Annotated in this window: 22 protein-coding genes; 11 read left to right on the top strand and 11 right to left on the bottom strand. The window is 45.6% G+C overall.

Annotated elements, in window-relative coordinates:
* A partial coding sequence (locus tag QUA03_RS18310; protein ID WP_333041841.1) for a photosystem II protein D1 occupies nucleotides 1–125 on the top strand: 125 nt, incomplete at its 5' end.
* Between the two features lie 135 nt (nucleotides 126–260).
* Here the strand turns inward: QUA03_RS18310 and QUA03_RS18305 are convergent.
* From QUA03_RS18305 to acpP, 4 genes are all read right to left on the bottom strand, one after another.
* Nucleotides 261–986 carry a DUF4276 family protein gene (locus QUA03_RS18305; RefSeq protein ID WP_333213720.1) on the bottom strand — a complete coding sequence of 242 codons (726 nt, stop codon included), beginning with the start codon at nucleotides 984–986 and terminating at the stop codon, nucleotides 261–263.
* Complete coding sequence (locus QUA03_RS18300; RefSeq protein WP_333213718.1) at nucleotides 974–2,281, bottom strand: AAA family ATPase; 1,308 nt, start codon at nucleotides 2,279–2,281, stop codon at nucleotides 974–976. The genes QUA03_RS18305 and QUA03_RS18300 overlap by 13 nt, the downstream gene beginning before the upstream one ends.
* Before the next feature lie 173 nt (nucleotides 2,282–2,454).
* Nucleotides 2,455–3,708 carry a beta-ketoacyl-ACP synthase II gene (gene fabF / locus QUA03_RS18295; protein WP_333213717.1) on the bottom strand — a complete coding sequence of 418 codons (1,254 nt, stop codon included), beginning with the start codon at nucleotides 3,706–3,708 and terminating at the stop codon, nucleotides 2,455–2,457.
* Between the two features lie 97 nt (nucleotides 3,709–3,805).
* Nucleotides 3,806–4,060 (bottom strand): acyl carrier protein, encoded by a 255-nt coding sequence (gene acpP / locus QUA03_RS18290; protein WP_333082619.1) that lies wholly within the window; start codon nucleotides 4,058–4,060, stop codon nucleotides 3,806–3,808.
* 383 nt (nucleotides 4,061–4,443) lie between these two features.
* On the opposite strand from acpP, the gene QUA03_RS18285 reads away from it, so the two are divergent.
* From QUA03_RS18285 to glmS, 4 genes are all read left to right on the top strand, one after another.
* Nucleotides 4,444–5,349 (top strand): CoB--CoM heterodisulfide reductase iron-sulfur subunit B family protein, encoded by a 906-nt coding sequence (locus tag QUA03_RS18285; RefSeq protein WP_333213714.1) that lies wholly within the window; start codon nucleotides 4,444–4,446, stop codon nucleotides 5,347–5,349.
* 730 nt (nucleotides 5,350–6,079) lie between these two features.
* Nucleotides 6,080–7,291, top strand: a complete 1,212-nt coding sequence (locus QUA03_RS18280; RefSeq protein ID WP_333213712.1) for a chloride channel protein — start codon at nucleotides 6,080–6,082, stop codon at nucleotides 7,289–7,291.
* A 597-nt stretch (nucleotides 7,292–7,888) separates the two neighbouring features.
* Nucleotides 7,889–8,134 (top strand): photosystem I iron-sulfur center protein PsaC, encoded by a 246-nt coding sequence (gene psaC / locus QUA03_RS18275; protein WP_015175986.1) that lies wholly within the window; start codon nucleotides 7,889–7,891, stop codon nucleotides 8,132–8,134.
* Nucleotides 8,135–8,293: 159 nt separating this feature from the next.
* Entirely contained in the window at nucleotides 8,294–10,216 is a 1,923-nt protein-coding gene (gene glmS / locus QUA03_RS18270) for a glutamine--fructose-6-phosphate transaminase (isomerizing) (protein WP_333213710.1), read from the top strand.
* Nucleotides 10,217–10,383: 167 nt separating this feature from the next.
* On the opposite strand, the gene QUA03_RS18265 is transcribed toward glmS, so the two are convergent.
* Together QUA03_RS18265 and QUA03_RS18260 are read right to left on the bottom strand one after the other, a co-directional pair.
* A complete protein-coding gene (locus QUA03_RS18265) occupies nucleotides 10,384–11,883 on the bottom strand; it encodes an O-antigen ligase family protein (protein WP_333213708.1) in 1,500 nt (499 codons plus the stop codon).
* Nucleotides 11,884–11,926: 43 nt separating this feature from the next.
* Nucleotides 11,927–12,772: a YaaW family protein gene (locus QUA03_RS18260; RefSeq protein ID WP_333213706.1), complete on the bottom strand. Its 846-nt coding sequence runs from the start codon at nucleotides 12,770–12,772 to the stop codon at nucleotides 11,927–11,929.
* Nucleotides 12,773–13,250: 478 nt separating this feature from the next.
* Between QUA03_RS18260 and QUA03_RS18255 the strand changes: the two genes are divergently transcribed.
* From QUA03_RS18255 to QUA03_RS18245, 3 genes are all read left to right on the top strand, one after another.
* The gene (locus QUA03_RS18255; protein ID WP_333213704.1) at nucleotides 13,251–14,003 is read left to right on the top strand and encodes a methyltransferase domain-containing protein; all 753 of its coding nucleotides are present in this window, start codon (nucleotides 13,251–13,253) and stop codon (nucleotides 14,001–14,003) included.
* Nucleotides 14,004–14,067: 64 nt separating this feature from the next.
* Nucleotides 14,068–15,135 (top strand): FAD-dependent oxidoreductase, encoded by a 1,068-nt coding sequence (locus QUA03_RS18250; RefSeq protein ID WP_333213702.1) that lies wholly within the window; start codon nucleotides 14,068–14,070, stop codon nucleotides 15,133–15,135.
* Nucleotides 15,136–15,174: 39 nt separating this feature from the next.
* Nucleotides 15,175–15,318, top strand: a complete 144-nt coding sequence (locus QUA03_RS18245; RefSeq protein ID WP_333167512.1) for a hypothetical protein — start codon at nucleotides 15,175–15,177, stop codon at nucleotides 15,316–15,318.
* 100 nt (nucleotides 15,319–15,418) lie between these two features.
* Here the strand turns inward: QUA03_RS18245 and QUA03_RS18240 are convergent, their stop codons facing one another.
* Complete coding sequence (locus QUA03_RS18240) at nucleotides 15,419–16,354, bottom strand: polysaccharide deacetylase family protein (RefSeq protein WP_333213700.1); 936 nt, start codon at nucleotides 16,352–16,354, stop codon at nucleotides 15,419–15,421.
* Between the two features lie 364 nt (nucleotides 16,355–16,718).
* Between QUA03_RS18240 and QUA03_RS18235 the strand changes: the two genes are divergently transcribed.
* Nucleotides 16,719–16,856, top strand: a complete 138-nt coding sequence (locus QUA03_RS18235) for a hypothetical protein (protein ID WP_333213698.1) — start codon at nucleotides 16,719–16,721, stop codon at nucleotides 16,854–16,856.
* On the opposite strand, the gene QUA03_RS18230 is transcribed toward QUA03_RS18235, so the two are convergent.
* Together QUA03_RS18230 and QUA03_RS18225 are read right to left on the bottom strand one after the other, a co-directional pair.
* Nucleotides 16,846–18,462: a bifunctional pantoate--beta-alanine ligase/(d)CMP kinase gene (locus QUA03_RS18230; RefSeq protein WP_333213722.1), complete on the bottom strand. Its 1,617-nt coding sequence runs from the start codon at nucleotides 18,460–18,462 to the stop codon at nucleotides 16,846–16,848. The two genes, QUA03_RS18235 and QUA03_RS18230, sit on opposite strands and share 11 nt — an antisense overlap.
* 279 nt (nucleotides 18,463–18,741) lie before the next feature.
* Complete coding sequence (locus QUA03_RS18225; protein WP_333213697.1) at nucleotides 18,742–19,884, bottom strand: septal ring lytic transglycosylase RlpA family protein; 1,143 nt, start codon at nucleotides 19,882–19,884, stop codon at nucleotides 18,742–18,744.
* A gap of 428 nt (nucleotides 19,885–20,312) precedes the next feature.
* Here QUA03_RS18225 and purM point away from each other — a divergent pair, with 428 nt between their 5' ends.
* A complete protein-coding gene (gene purM, locus QUA03_RS18220) occupies nucleotides 20,313–21,341 on the top strand; it encodes a phosphoribosylformylglycinamidine cyclo-ligase (protein WP_333213695.1) in 1,029 nt (342 codons plus the stop codon).
* A gap of 885 nt (nucleotides 21,342–22,226) precedes the next feature.
* Here purM and QUA03_RS18215 read toward each other — a convergent pair.
* Complete coding sequence (locus QUA03_RS18215; RefSeq protein WP_333213693.1) at nucleotides 22,227–22,412, bottom strand: Uma2 family endonuclease; 186 nt, start codon at nucleotides 22,410–22,412, stop codon at nucleotides 22,227–22,229.
* A 298-nt stretch (nucleotides 22,413–22,710) separates the two neighbouring features.
* Nucleotides 22,711–23,334, bottom strand: coding sequence for a DedA family protein (locus QUA03_RS18210; RefSeq protein ID WP_333179291.1), 624 nt, complete (start codon nucleotides 23,332–23,334; stop codon nucleotides 22,711–22,713).
* A 349-nt stretch (nucleotides 23,335–23,683) separates the two neighbouring features.
* Between QUA03_RS18210 and QUA03_RS18205 the strand changes: the two genes are divergently transcribed.
* A complete protein-coding gene (locus QUA03_RS18205) occupies nucleotides 23,684–24,028 on the top strand; it encodes an STAS domain-containing protein (RefSeq protein WP_333054586.1) in 345 nt (114 codons plus the stop codon).
* Nucleotides 24,029–24,038: the final 10 nt, after the last annotated feature.

The raw sequence follows: 24,038 nt of genomic DNA, 5'->3' as shown, positions 1-24,038 counted from the left end.
TGATCAACCGCGCTAACTTGGGTATGGAAGTAATGCACGAGCGCAATGCTCACAACTTCCCGCTTGATTTGGCTGCTGGTGAAACAACTCCCGTAGCTTTGGTTGCTCCTTCTATAAACGGTTAATTTTTAACTTGAGATTAACAAAAAGCGCTCCTAGAAATAGGGGCGCTTTTTGTTTGGGGAAAATCTAATTTAGCACTACTAATGCTTGGCAAAAGTTGGCTTACAGTTTACCTAAATAAATTTTTATCTGACCCTTTATGGACAACGACAAAAATTATTGAGATAGTTATAAAGTTCGCGAAATAAGGGACATTTTTTCTGGACTTCATTTGGATCGATTTCCCTCAATAGCAAAGGAGTATGATTTCCTTTAGAAAAGCGTGCTTTATCGCGATCGAGTTCATCTTGAACACTTGACTCAATTAAATATTCTGATATTTTTTCTCGACAGCAATCTTTTTCAGCATCGTATTCACTAAATGCTTCTGGATTCTCAAAAGAAACTTTTCTTTGTGTACTTAGCCACCAACGCATCCGTTCATGTCTTTTGCCTCGACGAAAATCTGAATGTTTAGCTATTGAATTATTCCAATCAGCAATAATCCAAGCTTCGATTTCCGGCGCGGCAAACCCAACAAATTTTTCGATGTCAGCACATTCGGGTATTTTTGATAACTCTGCCAATATTTTTGATTTTTGTGTCTGAGAATCGCGGCAATCCAAATCGTCAAAAACTAAAATCAAGTCGCATTTATTTGCTTCCGCTTTTAAGGCGATCGGTAATTCTTGCTTTATTTGCTCGATTAAGCTTTGACCTGTTCTTCCATAACTACCTGCTCTATTAGCTTTAGGGCCGGGTTTTTGGCGAACTGGTGTTTTTCGTTCAAATCTACAGCCCGGAAAAGTTTTTTCTAAAAAAGGAAAGAATCCTCTAACCTCAGCCTCACCGCCACCAGAGAAAACCCACACTACCACGGCCATCCTCCAATACTTGGATCACCAACACGGTATAAGTCGCCCAATTGCCATCCCTCTTCAAGTTTTGGCTTCAGCAGTTCTTTTGAAAGAGATTTGACTGAGAAATACGTTCTGTTTTCGGGATAAAAACAAAGAACATTCTCTAAACGATCGGTAAAGTGATCTAAAAGGTCGGGACTATGCGTGGTAATAATTATCTGAGTTCTGGTGGCAGCTTTTTTAATCCACTCAGCTAAAATTGGCATCCACGAGACGTGCAATCCTAATTCAGGTTCATCAATGACTATCAAAGAAGGAAGAAGTGGAGAATGTAATATAGTTGCCCAACAAAGCATCCTGACAGTTCCATCCGACATTTCATTTAGGTAGAATGCTTCATCATCAATACCTTCAAAATACCATTCTACAGTGAGAGATAGGCGACCAGAAGGTAAAGCTCTAAGGCGACGAGTTTTTGGCAGGATGGACTTCATTGCCTCGTTAATGCTATCTTCAAAATTGATAGATTTTTGGTTTAAATTGTACAATACTAAAGGCAGATTATCTCCCGATGCAGATAAGTAAATATCACTTCCACCTATTTTAGGTTCGGCGGTTCTAATTGAATTCAAATTCATGTTATTGGCATTATAAAATTGCCATTTTGAAATAAATTCAATTAATTCTCTTCTAATTTTGTAAATAGGTGTAGTTTCTGGTGGTAATAGACTATTTTCAAGCAGTGTCGGAATTGTCAATAAACCAAAGGAATTGGTAGGAATGTTATCTAAAGGTTCAAACTGAGTTGGCTCTTGACCGAGAGACTTGTAAACAGATAAAACTCCTTGCCCTAATTCTCTGTTATGCAATTTATAGTAATAGAAAGGTTGCCTGCTGGAAGTTTCCTGCAAATCTTCTCCGCCATATAGATATTCTTCAGAGATGCTCGCCCTTACTTTTTGTCTATCGGTATAAAGTTTGAAATCAAGAATTGCGCTGTCTTTTTGAAGATTACCAGTGTGGTTAATTTGCGAAAAACAACAAGCTATACTGACCTTGGCTGGACTTTCAACATTGACATCTAAAATTCTACCACCACCAATTTTAGAAATAGCATCCTCAAAACTACTCACGTCCCGATTTGCGTCAGGAATAGCTATTAGGCAATCTTTTAAAAATTTTAAACAACTGATGAAATTGCTTTTGCCTGAACCGTTTGAGCCGATAAATATATTAAGGTTGTTTAAATTTACAGATGGATCTAAGTGCAGATTTTTATAATTCTTTGTTGTCAAAAATCGAATAATTGGTTGATTCATACGATCGCTCCGGTTATACTTCAGAAAGTTAGGGTAGGCAAGATGCCTACCCTACAATAATTTAAAATTTGCACCTACAGCTAATAGCCGATCGCCAAATCTAAAATTTATCTAAAAATTAAAAGGTGAAAAATTAATTTTTCACCTTTTAACTCTCGATTTTGGATTAGCCGTTACCGAACAAACTTCTTGAATGCCAGTGTGACGTTGTGGCCGCCAAATCCAAAAGAATTCGACAGCGCCACATCAACTTTTAGATCGCGACTTGTATGAGGAACATAGTCCAAATCGCACTCAGGATCGGGATTTTCCAGATTAATTGTTGGCGGGATTTTGTCATTGGCGATCGACATTACCGTCGCCACCGCCTCAATTCCCCCAGAACCGCCCAAAAGATGGCCGGTCATTGACTTGGTAGAACTAATTGCTACTTTGTAAGCATGGTCTCCCAAAGTCTTTTTAATCGCTTTCGTTTCCGTAGAATCGTTGGGAAGCGTGCTTGTGCCGTGAGCGTTGATATAGCTCACCATATCCGGCGTCAAACCCCCATCCTTGAGCGCTAAAGCCATTGCCCGCGACGCACCCTCTCCCCCCGGTACCGGAGAAGTCATGTGATAGGCATCGCAAGTTAAACCGTAGCCGACGATTTCTGCGTAAATCTTCGCGCCACGCGCCAGAGCGTGTTCCATTTCTTCTAGAATTAGAATGCCAGCACCTTCGCCGACGACAAAACCATCACGATCGCGATCGAACGGACGGCAAGCATGAGTCGGGTCATCATTGCGAGTCGAAAGCGCCCTCGCCGCAGCAAAACCCGCCACGCACAAAGGTGTCACCGCAGCTTCTGTACCGCCACAAATCATGGCTTGGGCGTAACCCGCCTGAACTAAGCGAAACGCATCGCCCACGGCATTTGACCCGGCAGCGCAGGCCGTCACCGTGCAAGAGTTTGGCCCCTTAGCACCCGTTTGAATCGCCGTCAGGCCCGCGGCCATATTCGCAATCATCATGGGAATCATAAACGGGCTGCACCGATCTGGGCCGCGAGTCAGATAGATCTCTTGCTGATCTTCCAAAACCTTTAAGCCACCAATGCCAGTGCCAAGAATGACACCCACCTGTTCTGCGTTCAGGTCATTAATCTCCAACTTTGCATCAGCAACAGCTTGTTTGCTCGCTGACACCCCAAATTGAGCAAAGCGATCCATCCGCTTTGCTTCCTTGCGCTCTAAATAGTCGTGTGGGTCGTAACCCTTCACCTCTGCGGCAAAGCGGCAGTCGTGCCGCGACGGGTCGAATAAGGTGATCGGGCCTATACCATTCTTCCCGGCAAGCAACCCGTCCCAATATTCGGACAAGGTATTGCCGATCGGTGTAATCGCGCCTAGACCCGTGATAACAACGCGCTTACGCTCTAAATTTGTCATGATTTCAGTTTCAAAAAATTAAACACCCAGAACGCAGAACTAAAGAGGAGTTTCCAGTTTTATAACTTCTCTCCTCTTAGGGGAAAAGACAGGTATTTTATGCTTTTGGAGCTGCAAGTTGGCTGCTGATGTAATCTACACAAGCTTGAACCGTAGTAATTCCTTCGGCTGCTTCGTCGGGAATTTCAATATCAAACTCTTCTTCCAAGGCCATTACCAGCTCTACTGTATCTAAGGAATCTGCTCCTAAATCATTAGCAAAGTTGGCTTCCGGCTTGACTTCGCTCAGCTCGACTTCCAGTTGCTCTTTCACAATTTTCTGGACTCTAGCAAAAATGTCGTCTTGGCTCATAACATCGTGTCCTCATTGGTTGCTGCGTATCTAATCTTATCCGAAAGGGGGATCTGCAGGACAAAGGCTGGCCGCTTTTCTAAGTGACACGGGCCAGGGACAATTGGGACACGGACGATCGCAGCAACTCTAGGACTCAGGCAAAAAAACCCAATAGCCCAAAATCAATCATCTCGTTTAGCCACCTGATAACGTTGAGGAAGCGGATTTTTGGTCGATGGTGCGTCAGTCATCAACTCAAAATGCTTGAGAAAAGCTGACAATTGGCTCTTAGCTAGGCGGTGATCGGTTAATTATAAAGAGGGAAAACTAAGCAGGAAGCCTCCCGACTTCGATCGCTCAAGTTTCTTTTCCCGAACCTTGTGTCCCCAGCAGAAACGATTATGCCATCCCAAAATCTGAAATATGCTTATTTTCCCGGTTGCGTTGCCCAAGGGGCGGCCCGCGAACTTTACCTGTCTACAATGGCGCTCACTCAAGCGTTGGGGATTGAACTGGTGGAACTCAAAAAAGCTTCCTGCTGCGGTTCTGGCACTTTCAAGGAAGATTCGCAGTTACTCGAAGATACTGTCAACGCCCGCAATATTGCTTTAGCCGAGGAACTGAATTTGCCTTTGCTGACGCATTGCAGCACTTGTCAAGGGGTAATCGGTCATGTGGACGATCGCCTCAAGGATTGCCAGAAAACCGATCCTAACTACATAGAAAAAGTCAACGGTTTACTGGAAAAACAAGGCTGTTCGCCTTATCAAGGCAGTACCGAGGTGAAACATCTGTTGTGGGCGATCGTTGCAGATTACGGCCTAGAGGAGGTGCAGAAGCGAGTCACCCGCAAGCTTTCGGGTTTGAAGTGCGCGTCTTTTTACGGGTGCTATCTGCTGCGAGCTCAGGATAAGCTGCTTTACGATGACCCGCACCAACCGGAATCGATGGAAAATGTGTTTCGGGCGATCGGGGCAACTCCGGTTTACTATCGAGGGCGGACGCAGTGCTGCGGCTGGCCCTTGGCGAGTTATGCCACTAACCAATCTTTTCAGATGGCAGGCAAACATATTCAAGATGCTCTTGACAATGGCGCTGATTGTATGGTAACGCCTTGTCCGCTTTGTCACTTGAATTTGGATTCGCGACAGCCGGAGGTGGAAAAAGTAATAGGGCGCAAGTTGGGTTTGCCCGTGTTGCATTTGTCGCAATTGGTGGCTTTGGCTTTGGGTGTGGAGCCGAAAAAACTAGGACTCGATCGACATATCGTGTCAACTAAGCCCGTGTTAGAAAAATTAGGCTTTTAGTCGATCGATTGGCGCGGGTTTGTCGTAAGGGCTTTAGTCCTTTCTCGTGTTAAATCCAGGTTGGTAGTAAAGACTTTAGTTTTTTCTCACATCAAATCCGGGTATCCGCTCAATAATCCGGGGTAAATCGCTCAACAATGCACATCAAATGACGCAAAATCGTTCCTGAGTGGGTAGTCCGCCCCGAATTATTGAGCGGATACAAATCCGGTTAGAGCGGAATTATAGCCGAGTGCTAGCGGGACGATCGCTCGCGCTCATACACTCTTGAGTTGATATAAGATACCGTCCACAATTTGTCGTTTTGCTCCCAGAGGTGGTCTAGTCTTCTTCTGGTGGGGCAGCAATGGCGCTGCGGAGTGATCACTCTTTGTCGGTTAAGTTGCGCGACAATGCCATTTATTTCTGATCTTAGCTCGTCATCAGAGAGCCCAAATGGTTCTTTAAGCTATTGACACCACCAATAGAAGAATCGGTCTAACGGCGAGGGCTTCAGCGAACGGCGTTGCAAGGTGGCTACACCACTGATAACCTATGCCTCAGTTCCGTTGCCAGTCCTTGTTAGACTGCGATTGCTCTCTTCGCATTCCATAGCCCGGATCTACACTCCAAAGCAAGTGTGGTGGTTGGTAGGTTAATATGCAGACAATAGAAACAGAAGTTGTATACAATTACACAAAATAGTTTTTTAAGACTTCCTAACTGCCTAGTTATGGATAAGGGATCAGCAATGAAACGAAACCCAGTAAATCTCACACGTTCGGTATTCCTATGGGCAATGCTAGGAATCATTTGTGGTTTGTTTGGTGCAATTTATTGGATATTTTTGTCTTACATAATGTTGGGATTTGAATATTTTAGTGGACATTCTCTACTAATCATCATGCCGCTTGCGGGTTTACTCATCGGTTTGCTCATTCATTGGCTGGGAAATCCTGGCGAAATAGGGTTGATTATTGACAATATTCATCTCAATGGTGGGCGGTTACCAATGAACGAGAATCCTTCGATGATTCTGTCGTCGCTCATCAGTATTGCAAGTGGAGGCAGTGCTGGTCCAGAAGCACCAATGGTGCAAGTCACGGGTTCAATTGGTACGTGGTTAGCCGATCGCTTTCAATTGAGCGGAGAGGCACTACGAACTTTGAGTATTGCTGGCATGGCATCTGGTTTTACAGTTTTGTTCGGGGCTCCATTGGGTGGTACTTTTTTTGCTTTAGAAATTCTGCATCATCAGAATGTTGTGGAGTATTTTGAAGCAATATTGCCTGCAGTCGTGGCAAGTTGTGCAAGTTACACCATCTTTGTAGCAATTACCCAGCTAGGAATTAGTCCTACCTGGCATTTTCCTCAATACAATGTGGACAGCCTTTATGACTTTGCCGCAGCGATTGCTTATGGAATCGTAGGTGCGATCATGGGGTGGCTTTTTATCGCTGTATTTCGCAGTGTAGGTCGCTTGTTTGATTCGATACCCAGTCCAATCTATGTGCGTACTACTTTAGCTGGGCTAGGACTTGGTGTTTTGTCAGCTTTATTTCCGCTCACTCGTTTCTTTGGTGAACATCAAATTGAAAAAATTGTTGAGGGAAATTTTTCTTTGGGATTTCTCTTAACTTTAGTTATTGCTAAAGTGTTTGCCATTAGTACGACTGTAAATGGAGGCTGGCGGGGAGGTATTATCATCCCACTGTTTTTTATAGGAGCCTGTTTAGGAAAGGCAATCGCTATCATTAATCCCGCATCCAACGAGACTTTGGCAATGATTTGTGTAATGGCTGCTCTGAATTCAACAGTTACTCGAACTCCAATTAGTACAACTCTGCTACTCGCCAAATTGACAGGATTTAGCACTTTTACACCGATTCTCTTCGCTAGTCTTGTGGGTTTCTTCTTGGCTCCCCGCTCTCCCTTCATTACCTCACAGCGTAAAATTGATTAACAAACGGCTAGAATTCCTCTAATAGCTCCGTGTAGCGATGAAAAATACGTGAATTTGCGAGGGTAGAGTCTTAAAGATTTTGTGATTACAAATGCACCAATGGCATCAAACCATATCTAGCCGTTGATACTATTCAGCTTGCCGTTTTTTATCCATTCCACAAAAGCCAGGGTGTCCGATGACTATGGCTTGATTGAAATGTTGAGTCACAACCTCGATTATTTTCACAATCGGGCCCGTCAATATTCCGAAGATTACCATTCTGCAAGGGTAAGGGGTATCACCCGCATAAAATCATCGCAGTTTGGTCAAGAACTTTGGGCCCACTCTCACCAATCCTAATGCCAAACTCAATTTGTATTTAATCAGGCTGATGCTCAAACGGTTGGCGAATGACAGAGAGCCCAAAAGGGTTCCATAAGACTCTCCGCGTGAATAACTGTGAAGTTTTGTCGCTTTTTCGCGAAGTGCTTCCAGGCACTGCGGTAGACTAACCTTTAATTCTCTGTGCAGGCTATAGCGGTGGCACTTCGCCGTCAAATCTGTTCACTCGCAGAGGCAGCAAATTTTTAGTGACTCGTTGGGAGCCTTTATTCAATGTCTCATTCAGTCAAAATTTACGATACTTGCATCGGCTGCACTCAATGCGTCCGCGCTTGTCCGACTGACGTTTTGGAGATGGTGCCCTGGGATGGCTGCAAAGCAGCTCAGATTGCCTCATCTCCCCGCACCGAAGACTGTGTAGGCTGCAAGCGGTGCGAAACTGCTTGCCCCACCGATTTTCTGAGCATCCGGGTTTACCTGGGAGCAGAAACTACTCGCAGTATGGGTCTAGCCTACTAAATATCGATCGACACACCGATCGAATTACGGGTACAAAAGAGGGGGCGATTAAATTGCCCCCTCTTTTTTGTCGCGGAATCTGCATTCTGGGGCCGGAAGAAGGTAAAAATGATAAAACTTGAGTTTTATTGCGATCGCTAAGCAGGAGTAGTACGTTAAATGTGCGGAATCGTTGGCTATATCGGCACGCAAGCAGCAAGCGAGATTTTGCTAGCAGGATTAGAGAAACTAGAATACCGGGGCTACGATTCAGCGGGCCTCGCTACCATCTCCGAAGGAGAAATTACCTGCATCCGAGCCAAGGGCAAATTGCACAACCTCCGGGAAAAGTTAGCAGAGATAGACTCTCTGGCTCCCATCGGCATCGGACACACCCGCTGGGCAACTCACGGCAAACCAGAGGAATATAACGCTCACCCTCACCTAGATAATAGCGGGCGAATTGCGGTAGTTCAAAATGGAATTGTCGAAAATTATCGCGAGTTGCGGGAAGAATTGAAAGCAAAGGGACATAAATTTGTCTCCGATACCGATACAGAAGTTATTCCTCATTTAATAGCTGAATTCCTGAAAGAAGCAAGAAGGGAGAAAGAAGAACAAAAAAATAAAAAAACAGAGAAAATTGCTGATTTATCGTTCTTGGAAACGGTTTTAAAGGCGGTAAATAAATTAGAAGGAGCTTTTGCAATCGCCGTTATTTGTGCAGATTTTCCAGAGGAAATTATTGTCGCCAGACAGCAAGCTCCTTTGGTGATTGGCTTTGGTGCTGGCGAATTTTTCTGTGCTTCCGACACGCCCGCCTTAGTATCTCACACCCGCACTGTTTTGTCCTTGGAAAATGGCGAATTGGCAAGGCTAACTTCGATGGGAGTCGAAGTTTACAGCTTTGCAGGAGAAAGGCTGAAAAAAAGCCCGCGCATCCTTGGTTGGAGTCCTGTTTTAGTCGAAAAGCAAGGCTTCAAACACTTCATGCACAAGGAGATTTACGAGCAGCCCGCCGTAGTCAGAGCGTGTTTGGAGGCTTACTTAGACAGCGATTGGCAGCCAGGAAATCAGCGTTCTCCTATCAATCTCAACTTGCCCAAGGAACTTTGCGCTGATGTCGAGCAAATTTCAATTCTCGCCTGCGGAACGAGCTGGCACGCCTCGCTAATTGGCAAATATTTGTTGGAACAATTAGCTAATATTCCGACTGCGGTGCAGTACGCTTCTGAGTACCGCTACGCACCGGCACCGCTGACAGCAAATACTTTAACTATTGGGGTAACTCAGTCGGGAGAAACGGCGGACACGCTGGCTGCTTTGGGGATGGAACAGCAGCGCCGCGCGGGTTTTACTGATAAATTCCGGGCGAGAATGTTAGGCATTACTAACAGGACTGAAAGTTCTATCGCCCACATGATGCCACAGGTAATCAACACCCACGCTGGTATAGAAATCGGCGTTGCTGCCACTAAAACTTTTGTCACTCAGTTGATGGCCTTCTATTTCTTAGCTTTGGATTTGGCGCACCAGCGGCAAACAATCAGCACGGAGAGATTGGCAGAAATTATTACGGGTTTGCGCCAGTTACCCGCAGAAATTGAGAAGTTTTTGGAGATTCAAGAACAGTATGTGGAGGAATTGTCCCACCAGTTTACAGACACCCAAGATTTTATATTTTTGGGAAGGGGAATTAACTTTCCGATTGCTTTGGAAGGGGCGCTGAAACTGAAGGAAATTAGCTACATTCACGCCGAAGGATATCCGGCGGGAGAGATGAAACACGGCCCGATCGCCCTTTTGGATGCGAAAGTGCCTGTAGTGGCGATCGCCATGCCCGGAAGCGTCTACGAAAAGGTGCTTTCCAACGCTCAGGAAGCGAAGGCGCGTGACGCCCGTTTAATTGGCGTTACACCCAAGCAAGGTGCGGCGGAAGCCGATATTTTTGACCACATTTTGCCGGTGCCTTTGGTGGATGAATTGTTGTCACCGATTGTGACAGTGATTCCGCTGCAATTGTTGGCTTATCACATTGCAGCCCGTCGGGGTTTGGATGTGGATCAGCCACGTAATTTGGCTAAGTCTGTGACGGTAGAATAAAAGAATTCAGTTGCCAGTTGGCAGTTGACAGTTGACAGTTGACTGTTGACTGTTAGCTGTTAGCAGTTGTTATTGGTTATTTGTTATTTGTTATCAATAACCTTCCAGACTCAAACTCCAATGCCCGATGCCCGATGCCCGATGCCCGATGCCCGATGCCCGATCGCCTATTCCCTCTGGCTGACTCCGCAAATTGCGGCTAACAGCAACCAGCTTGTAGTATTGACTCGAAAATCAAACAGCGTCACATCTACAGTGTTAAAAAGCGTACAGGCGGCGAAGGCTAATAAATAACTGAAAAAAATTAGGCGATCGGTTGCTCTTACATCTTGACAAACTACCTGATTTTTGCTAATAATTATAGACTGTTGATTGATCACTAAAGCATTTTCCGCTTGTTCCTGTGTTGTTATTTGCTCGTGTTTAATATCCCCAGAAAAAAGCGGCAAATTCGCTAGCACCAAAACACCTCTAGCCAAAACCCAACCAACTAAACTAAACAAAAAAAGCGTTGCGGGTATTCCCGTTTCCGCAGTCAACATCAGTATCAAACTGTGAGGATGACCGAGCCATTCTTGCATCTGAGCTTGATAGAGAGGCGTAAAATTTCGCAATCCCCAACCAGTCCAAGGACGCTGCTGAGTCATCGACCAAGCAAATTCCCACTGAGTTTTTCTTAAAGTAGCTGTCGGTCTATTTGGGAACATCTCGTCGGTGAGTCTCGCCCAGAAAAAAGCCGGGATAATTCTTTGCAAATACTGCCGTAAAGGCTCCGGGCCAAAGGCAGACAAAAAAACTGTGCTAGCCACACTCAAAACCGCAGCTAATAATTTTTTATAACCTGCATAAAGTGCAAAAGCCAAAACTGCCAAAACTGCCAGTCCCCAAGCATTGCGAGAATTAGTAAAAATCAAAGCAACAGCATTTCCGATCACTGCCAAACTTAAAAATAGGAATTGGGAATTGGGCATTGGGCATTGGGCATTGGGTATTGGTAAGCGGTGATGACTGACAACTGCCAACTGACAACTGCCAACTGACAACTGACTTCTGACTTCTGACATCCACAGTCCCAGTGCTAAAATAAAAGCAATTGTCAGATAGCAAGCTAAAATATTAGCGTACATAAATACAGAAGCCATACGGCCGGGGGGATTGCCTTGGGATGCCAGTACCCAGCCAAAAACAGGCTGCAATTGATCGATGCCGTTCCAGCCTAAAAATTGCTGTCCCAGACCTAAAATTATCACTGGAATTGAACTAATTACAATCATCCAAGACAATTGCCATAATTGAGCAGAAGTTTGAATTAAACTGCTGAAAGCGGCAAACAATATAAAAAACGGCAAGAAATTGTACAACCCTATAAAAGCCTCGATGCGGTTGTGGGCAAAAACGGCTGTGATGACTAGCAGCGCGCTCAGAATTGCGAATCCTCGATTCAACGGGCGGCGACTAATTTGACGGAACTTTTGTTTGCAAGTGCCGGCCAATGCCAGGAATAAACCTAAAGCTCCCAAAATCGGAATTAAGGGAAAAATCAGCATCCCCACTTGGGCGAAATTCCAAGGGATTTGCAGGTGGGGATCTGGATGTTTTTGGAGACGAGACTTGAGATTTTCGGCTGTCTGTTTGGCAGCTAATTTCAAGCGATTTTTGATATTCACCCACACTCCCAATCTCAAATCTAAAATCTACAATTTACCATCGTTAAGCTAGTTCCCAAACGCATTCCGATCGCGTTAATCGAATTTGAGCTAGGGCAAAAATAGTCGGGATAATGCGACCGTAGTTCGTGGAAATCGATCGCCAACCCAAATCCGCTAAAAACCAAGTCCACATCACCGGGCCAACCAACGAAAATACACTCCGCGTTGCACCGTAACGAGCCGCACTCACCGCCATACCACGCCGCGCCGTCTGAATTGCGACATAATTTTGAAACTGGGTTGCGGCAGTTGCAGTGCCTGCAAGCACTCCTTGTTTTGCCATTTGATAGGTGGCAAAATGCAGCGCAAATTGATTTGCCATTAGTTTGAGCAGCATTGGTTTTAAGATGGAACTAACAGCTAAAGCGCTGCCGCCTTTGAACAGTAAACCCAGCGGGTCTTTTTCAGCAGAAATTGGCAGGGGTTCTGAGAGTTTAGAATCAACGATCGCTCGCTGTACGCGCAGTGTCAGCGCTTGCTGTTCGTCTGCTGGTAAACGCTTCCACGCGCGACCCATTAAGTGCAGAAATACTTCTGCCTCTAAGTCGGTGGTTGACAACTGTCTGGGATAAGGGATTTTGAGATAGCGACAAACTTGAATTAGTGCTTGTCTGTAAGTTACTTGTTGGCTTCGCCCTCGGAGTACCGTCAACCCGTCCGCTGCAAGATAGCGAAACCGCTGTTCTACGGCGTCGATCCATGCTTCGCGATCGCGACTTTGTACATCTATCGGTGCGGGGGTTTGCACATAATCTAAAGGGTTAAACTTGCGGCTGAACAGAAGTTCTGTTAGTTGCTGCAATTCTTCTTCTGTTGTCAATTCGAGTGCTACTCTGAGTTCGTCCAAAATTTTGCCCTCCCGTATTCGATTTTAGATTTTAGATTTTAGATTTTAGATTGCTGCTGATTGACAACCAGTGGGATTTAGTATTTACCTACAGTGGCTTTTTTTATTTTGTCTTAATCATGGATTCGTGCTGTCCCTTATTCTACTACCTGGCGCAGGACGATCGACAGGCTTTGCACAAAATATCCGACTGCTAGAAGCCATAACCTCAGCAGCTACATTGATAAGCGGACGCGCATCTAAATTTTAGAGTCAAGTTTGGGGTGTCCCGCCCGCCCTAAAAATACAATTTAGATGCCTAACCGCAAACCCGGAAACCCTCGGTACGTCTGCAACCCCGCAGCTTGAGGAGTCAAACCGTCGCCCTGAACCCCCACTATTTTATTCGCTATAAACAAAAGAAAAATAATTTAGTGTAGTTCTGTTCAAAAATGTCAGTTAATCCTATAATAAGTTTGGGTTTTTTAGAAAAAAGTAAATGATGTCTTCTTCTGTCGCACCGTCTTTTTTGCAGGGATATTGGCAAGATACTTTCAATCTCAAGCAGCATCTACAGGATTTTTTAAACTTAGATTTAGAAACAATTGAACAAGAGTTGGCACTCGGTCAACAATCCCTAAAAGAAATAGGTCATCGGGATTTTGATTGGGAAAAAGCTAGCGAGTTTTATCGCGAGGGAGTCGGACAAGCTTACCTATTTGACCTCGGAGCTTGGCATATGTCCAATCAGGATTACATAGGAGGTACTTTAACATTAATATCAGATATGGCTGTCGGTCGAGTTTTAGATTTTGGCGGCGGTATTGGCACTCATGCTATTGCAGCAGCTCTTTGTCCTCAAGTAGAACAAGTAGTCTATTGCGATCTTAACCCCATAAATTGCAATTTTGTTCAAAGCCGAGCTGCTAAGTTAGGATTGAGTGAGAAAATTTCTTGTAGTCTGGAAGTATCTCCCACAGAGGTTTTCGATACGATTATTTGTTTAGATGTGATGGAACATTTAGTCAATCCCAGTCAGCAACTGATGGATTTTCACCAAATGCTGGCTCCGTCAGGGAAGATTATCCTTAACTGGTATTTCTTTAAAGGTTTTAATCAAGAATTTCCTTTTCATTTAGAAGATAAGCAAGAGATGAACACATTTTTTAGTAAACTTCAGTCTAATTATATGGAGGTTTTTCACCCTCATTTAATCACCGCTCGTTGCTATCGCAAATTAACTGCAAGTTAAGAAATCAGCTTAAGGCTTATTTCCTAGAAAAAGTCCGGTAAGTAATGTATCTGAAAGTCCAATTATGTTCGATGTTGCGGTGATTGGTGCGGGTATGGCGGGGCTCAGTTGCGCTCAACGGTTGCGTCAAGCTGGTTATTCTGTGGCTGTTGTTGAGAAATCTCGGGGCGCGGGGGGGCGTGTTGCTACCCGCCGCGTACAGGGTACTAGGGCCGATCACGGGGCGCGATATCTGGAACCGCAGGGGGATGCGGTGCAGGGGTTAATTGAGGCTTTGGTCGATCGCCACATCCTCACACTCTGGACTGATACAGTCTGGGAATTCAGACAGGGAAAACTTTCTACTATTCCTCGTTGTTGTTATGTCGCACCTGCAGGTATGAATGCTATCGGTAAGTATTTGGCCCAGGATTTAGAGATTTGGTTTGGCCGCCGCCTACAAGCTATTTCTACTACAGATAACCAAATGTGGCATCTTTCCCTAGAAGTCACTGACAGCAATTTAGAGACACCTCAAGAATTGATTGCTAAGGCTGTGGTTGTGGCAATTCCTGCTCCTCAAGCTTTAATGTTTTTGAATTATGAAATTGGTTTAAAATCTGATTTTATTGACAAATTGCGCTCTGTGGAGTACGACCCTTGCATTACGGTTATGGCTGGCTATTCTGCGACAAAACAACAAGATTTAAGTAATCTAAATCCCCAGTGGAAATCTGTTTCTTTTCCCGATAATTCTGATTTAGCTTGGGTTGGTTTAGATAGCAGCAAGCGGCTTGAGTCCCAGCAAGCGGTGTTTGTGGTTCACAGCAGCGCAAATTTTGCAGAACGCTATTTAGAAGCTGCTGATTTGGATACTGTCGGTCATGAATTGCTCGATCGCACTTCTGAATATTTAATCCCTTGGCTGAAAGAGCCGGAATGGTTGCAGGTTCACCGCTGGCGCTATGCTTTTTGTCGAAATCCTTTGCCTGTTTCTTGTTTGCCTGCTGGGGGGAATTTGCCGCTGGTTTGTGCGGGGGATTTGTGCGGGGAAGGTCAAATAGAGGGTGCTTTGCGATCGGGTTTGGCGGCGGCTAATTGGGTGAATTCTCAGTTGCAAAATTTGCCATTAGATTCCAGCCTAAATTGGTAATATGGCTACAGTTAAGGTATCGATTTTGCCTCTAACGCTATGGCCATCCCGTCTGGGTTTAGCCCCGAAGATTACCTTGCCCTCGAACGTGATCATACCGTCCGGCATGAATATCGGCGCGGTTTGGTGTACGCGATGGCGGGAGTAGCGATGACCACAGCCGTCTCTGTATTAATTTTATAACTGCGATTAACCTTCACCTGCGCGATATAGTTATGAAAAATCCATCTAACTCCTTACAAAAAAATGGAAAAATGGTGTAATCTCCCACTTTTTCAAATTTTTATTTTTGTGCTGTTGTCTGCTGTTTAGACTCTTGTTCTTGCATCTGCAATAACTCGGGAACTGTTACGAAACTGTACCCTTCCTTTCTCAATCGAGCAATAATATCCGGCAAAGCTTTGACAGTTCTTGCTCGATTGCCGCCACCGTCGTGCATCAGCACAATGCCGCCGGAATTTGCCTGCCTCATCACGTTCTCGATTAAAGACTCCGTAAGAGTGCGCCAATCAAAAGAATCAGCAGACCAAATCACAACTGCATAATTTTTCTTTTGAGCGTAAGCTGTCAATCCATTGTTTAAAATGCCTCCGGGCGGCCGGAACATCGATGTTTGGATGCCGGTCAAGTCCTCAATTAAGGATGAAGTGCGATCGATCTCGCGAGCAGCACCGTCTTCGTTATACTGAAGGTATTCATGGCTCCAACTGTGATTGCCGATCGCGTGACCGGCTTCTGCGACCTGTTTGCCAATTTCGGGAGAATTTTGCAGGTATTTTCCTACCCAGAAGAATGTAGCCTTAATATTATTTTCCTTGAGAATATCTAGGATTTGTGTAGTTGTTTTTGGCCAGGGGCCGTCGTCAAATGTCAGGGCGATCGCCTTGTGCTGGGAGTCGAGTTTCGCGTGACGAATGGTTGTACCTTGAAACTGCGACGGTACGGCTGATTGAAATCGGATTGCCTGCAATTGGGTTAGAGCATTTTGGGAAAAGTCAACTCGATGGGCGATCGCCTCGGAGAACTTATTAATATTGGACATCGGCGGTTGTTCTTGCGACTGGGATACGGCCAAGACTTGCGCCTGAATCGGTTGCAATGGCTGACTGGCCCGCAAGTTAATGGGCCATGTCACACCCAGCAGAAAACTTCCTGTTGCTGCCATAAAAGCAATGATTAAAGTTTTTCGCCGCCTCCACAGCAGTTTCAATTTTGTCACGTTATTCTCTCCTTCACACGTTATACAGTTAATTTGAGATTTTATGTTGATATCAAGTTAATCCACTTAAGAGGATAATCTTAAATTGGACAGTCCGTAAAAATGCTACTGGAAATAACCGATCGTGGGGAAGTCCATCCGGATAAAAAAATTTAAGATTTGTATGCCAGAAATCCCCTAACCCATGAAAACGCGGGATGGTTGAAGTTTTTCCCCAGCCAGGGGGACGGCGCTCAAATCGGATTCATGGCACGATATTGTGAGGGAGTCAGCCCGCATCGCCCCACGTCCCTACCTGACACTGCAAGTTGGTTTAACGTCAGATGTTGCACTATTGTCAATAAGCTTTTTAGGAACAGGCAAGATGCCTGTTCCACAAGAAAATCTAGTCTTTGTGGAACAGGCATCTTGCCTGTTCTTGAGAATAGTGCAAGATGTGAGGTTAACCGCATTTGATATGAGGGCGATCGCGCGCCCCCAGCGTCGTAAAATTAACTTTTAAGGCCGATTCTCTCGTTGTACAAGCCGACAATCTGATCGATAACTTCGGCAACAGTCAGATTGTCTGTTTGAATTTCCACAGCATCAGCCGCTTTACGCAAAGGTGCAACCTCGCGGGTGCTGTCTTTTTCGTCCCGCAGGGCGATGTCTTGTTCCAATTGCGCCAAGCTAGTATTAGCCCGATCGCTATCTTTAAGTTCTAACAGCCGCCTGCGCGATCGCTCTTGTACAGAAGCCGTCAAAAAAATCTTCAGTTCTGCATCAGGAAACACGTTAGTGCCGATATCGCGGCCTTCTGCTATAATCCCGCCTTTTGTGCCGCACCGCCGCTGTTCCTCCAGCAGAAACTGTCGCACGGCGGGAATTGCCGCCATTTCCGAGACGCGGGATGTCACTTCCAAACTGCGAATTGCCTCGGTTACGTCTTCACCATTAATCTTCAACATCTTTGATGCGGGATCGAGGTTGTATTCCAAATAACTGGAACTGATTAATTCGGCGATCGCGCATTCGTCGGAAATCGGTGTTTCTGTTTTCAATGCCAGCCAAGTCAGCGCCCGATACATCGCGCCGGTATCCAGATAAAACAAGTTCAAAGCTGTTGCTGCAAGGCGAGTTACGGTAGATTTGCCAGCTCCCGCCGGGCCGTCGATCGCCACAATGGGCCGGCGATTCCTGAGAATTATATTGTCAATCAAACGAGTAGAGCCAACTCTGGCGGCCACGGCTAAAAGTCCCGCTGTTTCCACAACCTGCAACGGCGTCAGAGTGTCGGGATCGACGATTTCGGCGTATTCGAGCTTGACTGCGGGCTCTCCTGCGACTGCTGCGTGGGCGGCAGCGAGTGCGGCTGCTGCGGTGCGGTCGCCTGAAGAAAAAGTTTTCGAGGCTTGTTGCAGCGCGCGGTAGAGTACGGAGGCTTGCTGTTTTTGCTCTACTGTTAAATACTGATTGCGAGAACTCATTGCCAGTCCCGACTCTTCGCGGACGATCGGACAAGCGACTATCTCTACAGGCAAGTTAAAATCCAAGACCAGCTTCCGAATAATTGCTAGCTGCTGGGCGTCTTTTTGACCGAAATAAGCTTTTGTCGGCTGCACCAAACTCAAAAGTTTAGTAACAATTGCCGCGACGCCCTGAAAATGACCTGGCCTTGCTTTGCCGCACAAAACCGATGTCATCGCCGGTGGCGGCACTACTTGAGTTAAGGATGAAAGGTGAATCTCTATCTGTTTTTGGGCGGTTTGCTCTGTTTCTGTACGCGCGGCGAAGCTATCCCGTAAGGAATCGAGCGCTTGGTTGCCGAACATTTCCTTTGCTGAGGGAGCAAATATGGCATCAACCCCAACTTGTTCGCACAACAGCCGGTCTTGCTCGATATTCCGAGGATAATCTTGAAAATCCTCTGTCGGCCCAAATTGCAGCGGGTTGACAAAAATGCTGACCAGGGCGATCGCATTTTCTTGCTTTGCCCGCTGGATCAAGCTGAGATGCCCTGCGTGCAAAGCTCCCATCGTCGGCACCAAACCGACTGTCAAATGAGGTGCAGTAGATTTTTGTGAATTTAAGTAGCAGCGAAGTGCTGCAATGGTAGTAAACAGGCGCACCGGTAGAATCTCCTGAAGGCATTCGGCAGAAGGCAGAATTTGTTTGTCGGAATTTGTTCGACTTGACATCTTGCATCATCCTCAAGAACAGGCAAGATGCCTGTTCCACAAAGAATAGTGCAAGATGTCAGTTTTATCTCACATCTTGCACCATTCTCAAGAACAGGCATCTTGCCTGTTCCTAAACAAGTAATTGAGAATGGTGCAAGATGTCAGTTTTATTCTACTTTCTGCCTTCTACACTTCGGATAACTTTTGTATTCGGCCTTAGACTACCGTTCAGCGTCCAACAGTTGTTTGCTGCGGCGGTTCGATCACTTCGATTTCCACTCTGGCTACGCCACTGCTGATCATTCCTAGCACGTTGGCGGCGCCGGCGGACAAGTCAATGAGCCGATCGCCCACATAGGGGCCGCGGTCATTAATGCGGACGACTACGGTGCGGCCGTTGTCGAGATTTCTCACCATGACTCTCGTTCCAAAAGGCAAATTTGGGTGGGCTGCGGTCAAATCATTTTGGTTGAAACGCTCGCCGCTGGCGCTGAGGTTGCCATCAAATCCCGGACCGTACCAGGAAGCCCAGCCGCTGAGGCGCACTTGAACTGGGCCCAGAGACAGCACGGGGGGTTCTGGTTGGGGTTTGCCTGCGACTTCTTCGAGGGGTGGGGCGTTGCCCAGAAGCCGGCGGAGGCGATTGGTTGCTTGCAGGGCGTCTCGGCTAAAGTTGCTGGTGGTGTCGGGGAGGATTGTTTCGGCGTTGATATTTACCAAGTCCTCGCCGTTTGCCTGGATAATGTAGCGATCGCCTTTTTCCCACTTCACGGTAATGCTATTGGGATCGATGTTGTTGCGGGCTAGCTGATTGAGTCTTGCTGCTAAGCTTGATGCCCGCCAAACTGGATCGGGTTCTTGGTTGCTAGAGTTGCTGGCAATGTTTCCGACTTTGGGATTGTCTTTTGCGCCCGCTACTTTTGACGGACTGCTAGCACCGGCTTGGCTGTTGCCAGTTTCTCCCAAAGGCGTGTTTTTTTCCGGATTCGCGTTCAGAAAGGTGATGACTGGAATGTTTCGCACGTAGACTGTCGCTGCTTGTCGCCCGCCTAAGTCGTGGGGCTGAATTTTGGCGATCGAGTCTCGGGCAATTTCAGCTCTTGCTTGATACTGATACTGTCCGACTTTTTGCGCTTCGACCCGAGTAGCGTTTAACTGCCGGGACGCTTGGGTGGCAATTACTTGCTCGGAAACCTGAGAGTTTTGGTTGTCGGCACCTGTTGCTTGTGCGTGACAAGAGGATGCCGTTCCTACCATAGGAACTAACAGGACAGCGAGTAGACCACCAACAAATTTTTCCTTCATACGTCCATTTTTGTGAATAGCCATTGCCAACCGAGATTGGAGGATTGGCCATTTGGCGGCGGGCATCAAGGATTTCTCTCTTGCCCTTCGCCATTCCCCCGTGAGTCAAAGCAAAGTATCCGGGTGCGTTTTTGCTTTAATGCTCCTACCCAAAAAAAATTGGCGGAAACTTCCCTGACACTTGACAACTCATACTCGATTCGCAATTTGTGTTTTGTTCACGAACTGCAACAGACTACCACAAACTTTTGTGCTTGGGGATCGCTGGGATCGCGATTTTCACCAAATCTTCATCAAATTTTCTCAAAACTCTCTATCATAAAATCCTTTAGTGCCAGCGGTTACAGCCGTTTCAGCCATTACGGAAAAATTTACAAAAATTTACAAAACTTTAGTGTATTTTGTGGGCTGCGGAATGGCTAGTCTTAAAAAAGCTGTTTGTCAACTGTTATGGGAATAAACTAAAAATTAGAAGAAATCGATTTGGCGGACTTATGGATTATCGAGAAGCAGGTGTGGATGTTGAGGCGGGCAGAGCTTTTGTCTCGCGCATCGGGAGTATGGTTAAGAGCACGCACCGATCGGGAGTTTTGGGCGGATTCGGCGGGTTTAGCGGGTTTTTCAGCGTTCCGGAGGGTTTAAAAGAGCCGATTATGGTTTCGGGTACTGACGGCGTTGGGACTAAGTTGAAATTGGCCCACAATCTCGATCGGCACGACACGGTAGGTATCGACTTGGTGGCGATGTGCGTCAACGACGTGCTGACATCCGGGGCCGAACCCCTCTTTTTTCTCGATTATTTAGCCACGGGAAAGTTAAATCCCGAACAATTAGCTGCGGTGGTGGCCGGGATTGCTGACGGTTGCAAGCAAGCGGGCTGTGCTTTACTCGGAGGGGAAACGGCAGAAATGCCCGGTTTTTACCAAGCGGGTGAGTACGATTTGGCGGGGTTTTGTGTGGGAATTGTCGAAAAGAGCAAATTGTTGGACGGTTCGCGGGTGCAGGTGGGAGATGTGGCTGTGGGGCTGGCCAGTTCGGGCGTGCACAGCAACGGTTTTAGTTTGGTGAGAAAAATTGCGGGCGATTTAGGTTTTGATTGGAATTCCCAACCCGAAAAGTTAGGTGGCAAAACTTTAGGAGAAGTGCTGCTGACTCCGACTACAATTTATGTTAAACCAGTTCTCGAAGCAATTAAGAGCGGTCTAGAAATTCACGGCATGGCTCACATTACGGGCGGCGGTTTGCCGGAAAATTTTCCCCGCTGTTTGGGAGTTAATCAATCTGTGAAAATTGACAGCAATAGCTGGCCAAATTTGCCAATTTTCCAGTGGATTGCTGAAGCGGGCCAAGTTGCCACAGCCGATATGTTCAATACTTTTAATATGGGGATTGGCTTTGTGCTGTTGCTTGATTCCAGGGAAGTAGAACAGGCTGTTAAATGGTTTGAATCTCAGGGAATTGGTGCTTGGGCGATCGGGGAAGTGATTGAGGGGAACGGAGAATTGATCATGGATAACGGTTAATTGGTAATTAGTAGAAAGCAATCGCATGGGGTGAAGATTGCTTCGCTTTGTTTTATGCGTTAACAGACACTCTCAAGCTGCATTCATCTGTGTATAATCTGCGGTTAAATTTATACTTTTGAAAGTAACCGCAGAGGACGCAGAGGACACAGAGGAAAAAATAGAAAAAGAACTTCACAACTGATGACTCGTTGCTTTAATTTTAACTGAAATTGAAATAAGCTCTTGTGCCTTTAAGTACGGTATAAGCGGTTGTGCTTTTAAATAGGGTGTGAGGATTTGGTGAAAGGGAACAGGAAACGGGAAACAGGGAACAGACAATATGTAATTTAAATGCTCGACAGCTTAATTCCAGATTATTTCCGTCAATGAGTGCAAAACTAGCCGTTCAAAAGTATCGGAATCCCAAACAAATATAGCAACTGCAATAAGCATTAAAATAAAAAAAGGAGATAATAGAGGAAAAAAATATGATTTTGTTATTGCTAAATAACCGAAATAATCAATCAAAAATTGGTATTTTTTTTTGCTATATCGTAAATAATGTGTTTCATTGGTGTATTCAGGGATATCCATAGAATCTAGAGACTTACTACTATTTTATGTCCGAAGAGAACCTAGTGAAGCAATCTCAAACCCTTGATTACGTAAGTCCTGAATATATTGCTAATGGACTGTTTAAAGTAATTGAAGAGCTGTAATATTTATTACATCGCCTTTCAGCGAACACGCTGATTATTGCGATCGCACTTCTTCTCCTCCCTTGTTTGCAGCATTCTGTGATTTATAATTATAGCGATCGAGTTTTTGAAATCCTATTTCATTCAATCCAGGAACCTCCTCATACTAAACAGAGATTGGACAGTGAAAATTCATACTAGCCAACTATACACATTTCCCCTCGCCGCAGGAAGAAAAAACCCAACGTTCGGTCACATCACGACGGTAGCAATCCACATTTATCATTGGGTGACTGATGAATACATATTCTTGTATAGTTGAGAGCGATCGATAATCCGCAAATTTATCTCCTCTGTGAAACGCCTCAGTAGTGGGAGATAAGACTTCCACTTTATATGATGTTATTTTAATTACCAATAAAACAGGTTTGGAGTAAGGAATTTACCCATTATTGAGTAATAGTTTCGCTATTAAGGACAGAATTACTCACTACCAAATTGATTGTTTTACGGGCATAAGTTATCGCTACAAATTGGATGATTTTGAGGACAGAAGTCCTGACTTATTAATAGGCGATCGCCAATCATTAGACTTTTTGCAAAAATAGATAATATCTGCGTTCATTTGCGTTGATCTGCGGTTAAAAACAGAAAATCCAGAACTCTTGCAAAAAGTCTAACCACTAATCTTACTTAGTCTTGTCCAAACTCCGCGATTCCAACCAAATAGGAATTGCAATCCAAGCAACTGCTAACAGCAAAGCAAATACCGCAAATTGAGCAGCCCAAGCTACCAATTTCTCTAAAGACACAACTTGTCCCAAGAAGTAGGATAAACTTACCATTACAGATGCCCAGCTTGCAGCACCCAGAACATTGAACAGCGAAAATTTCCAAAAAGGCATTTCTGCGATACCCGCTAGGGGGCTAGCAAAAATTCGCAGCAATGCGATGAAACGGCCCAAAAATACGGCTTTAGCTGCATTTTTGCTAAACTGTTCTTTTAGGTCAAACAGTTGTTCTTCTCGGAAGCGGAAAAATTGTCCCAGCTTCAGCAGCAGTGGCCAGCCGCCGTACCTGCCGATCGCATAACCAAAATTTCCCCCCAATGTAGCACCAGCGATCGCACTGCCGAGCACAAACCAGTAATTCAGTTCACCGCTGCCAGCTAAAAACCCGCCAGCAATCGTAATTGTCTCGCCTGGAAGAGGAACTCCCAGATTTTCCAGCAAAATTCCCAGAAATACTGCCCAGTAGCCGTAATCGCGCGCAAACTGCTGAATAGTCTCTAACGATAAAAACTCAAAAGACATTCGATACTGCCTTCGTAAACTTTTGCAAAGCTCAATACATTTATATATTGGCTCGATTCAGGCAATAGTGCAATCTTTCGCTGTGATGAAGAACACACTGTTGTCGCGATCGCTGGTCTAACTAAAAATTAGCCTTTCAGGCATACTAGAGGAATAGAGAATTGTTGCGGTTGCGTTCCGCGCGATCGCTAGCCAGTTTTCCTACTAAATTTATCACAACGGCTCTCCCCACCAATTCCCAGAAGCGCGATCACGCATCCTAAAACATACGCTGAAATCCCCTGAGTCTCTCAAGAGAGTCAGCAACTAAACTAACTTATTTATACTTTACGCTCGTAGGATAACTGCTATGGAATCTCCCAACTTCAACCCACCCATTGTCCTTCAACCTCACAACTGCCTCGACTCCCAAGCCGGCAGCCTCCTCCAGCAACAGCTAGCCGAGATTGTGCCCGATCGCCACAAACTCTGGGTAATAGACATGGCCGCCGTAGATTTCATCGACAGTTCCGGGATCTGCGCCTTAGTCGGGGGACTCAACGCCGCCCGCCACCGGGGATGCCGCCTCGTCATCTGCAACCTCTCAGCCACAGTCAAGCTAATTTTTGAAATTACTCAACTCGACCAACTCTTTGAAATCTTCGACAGTTTCGAGCAAGTTATCTCCACTGAAACTCCGGCTTTAGTTGCTTGATTAAAATTAG

Source organism: Microcoleus sp. S36b_A4 (genome assembly GCF_036700645.1).
Taxonomy (GTDB): Bacteria; Cyanobacteriota; Cyanobacteriia; order Cyanobacteriales; family Microcoleaceae; genus Microcoleus.
This window is presented reverse-complemented; position numbering and strand designations above follow the sequence as displayed.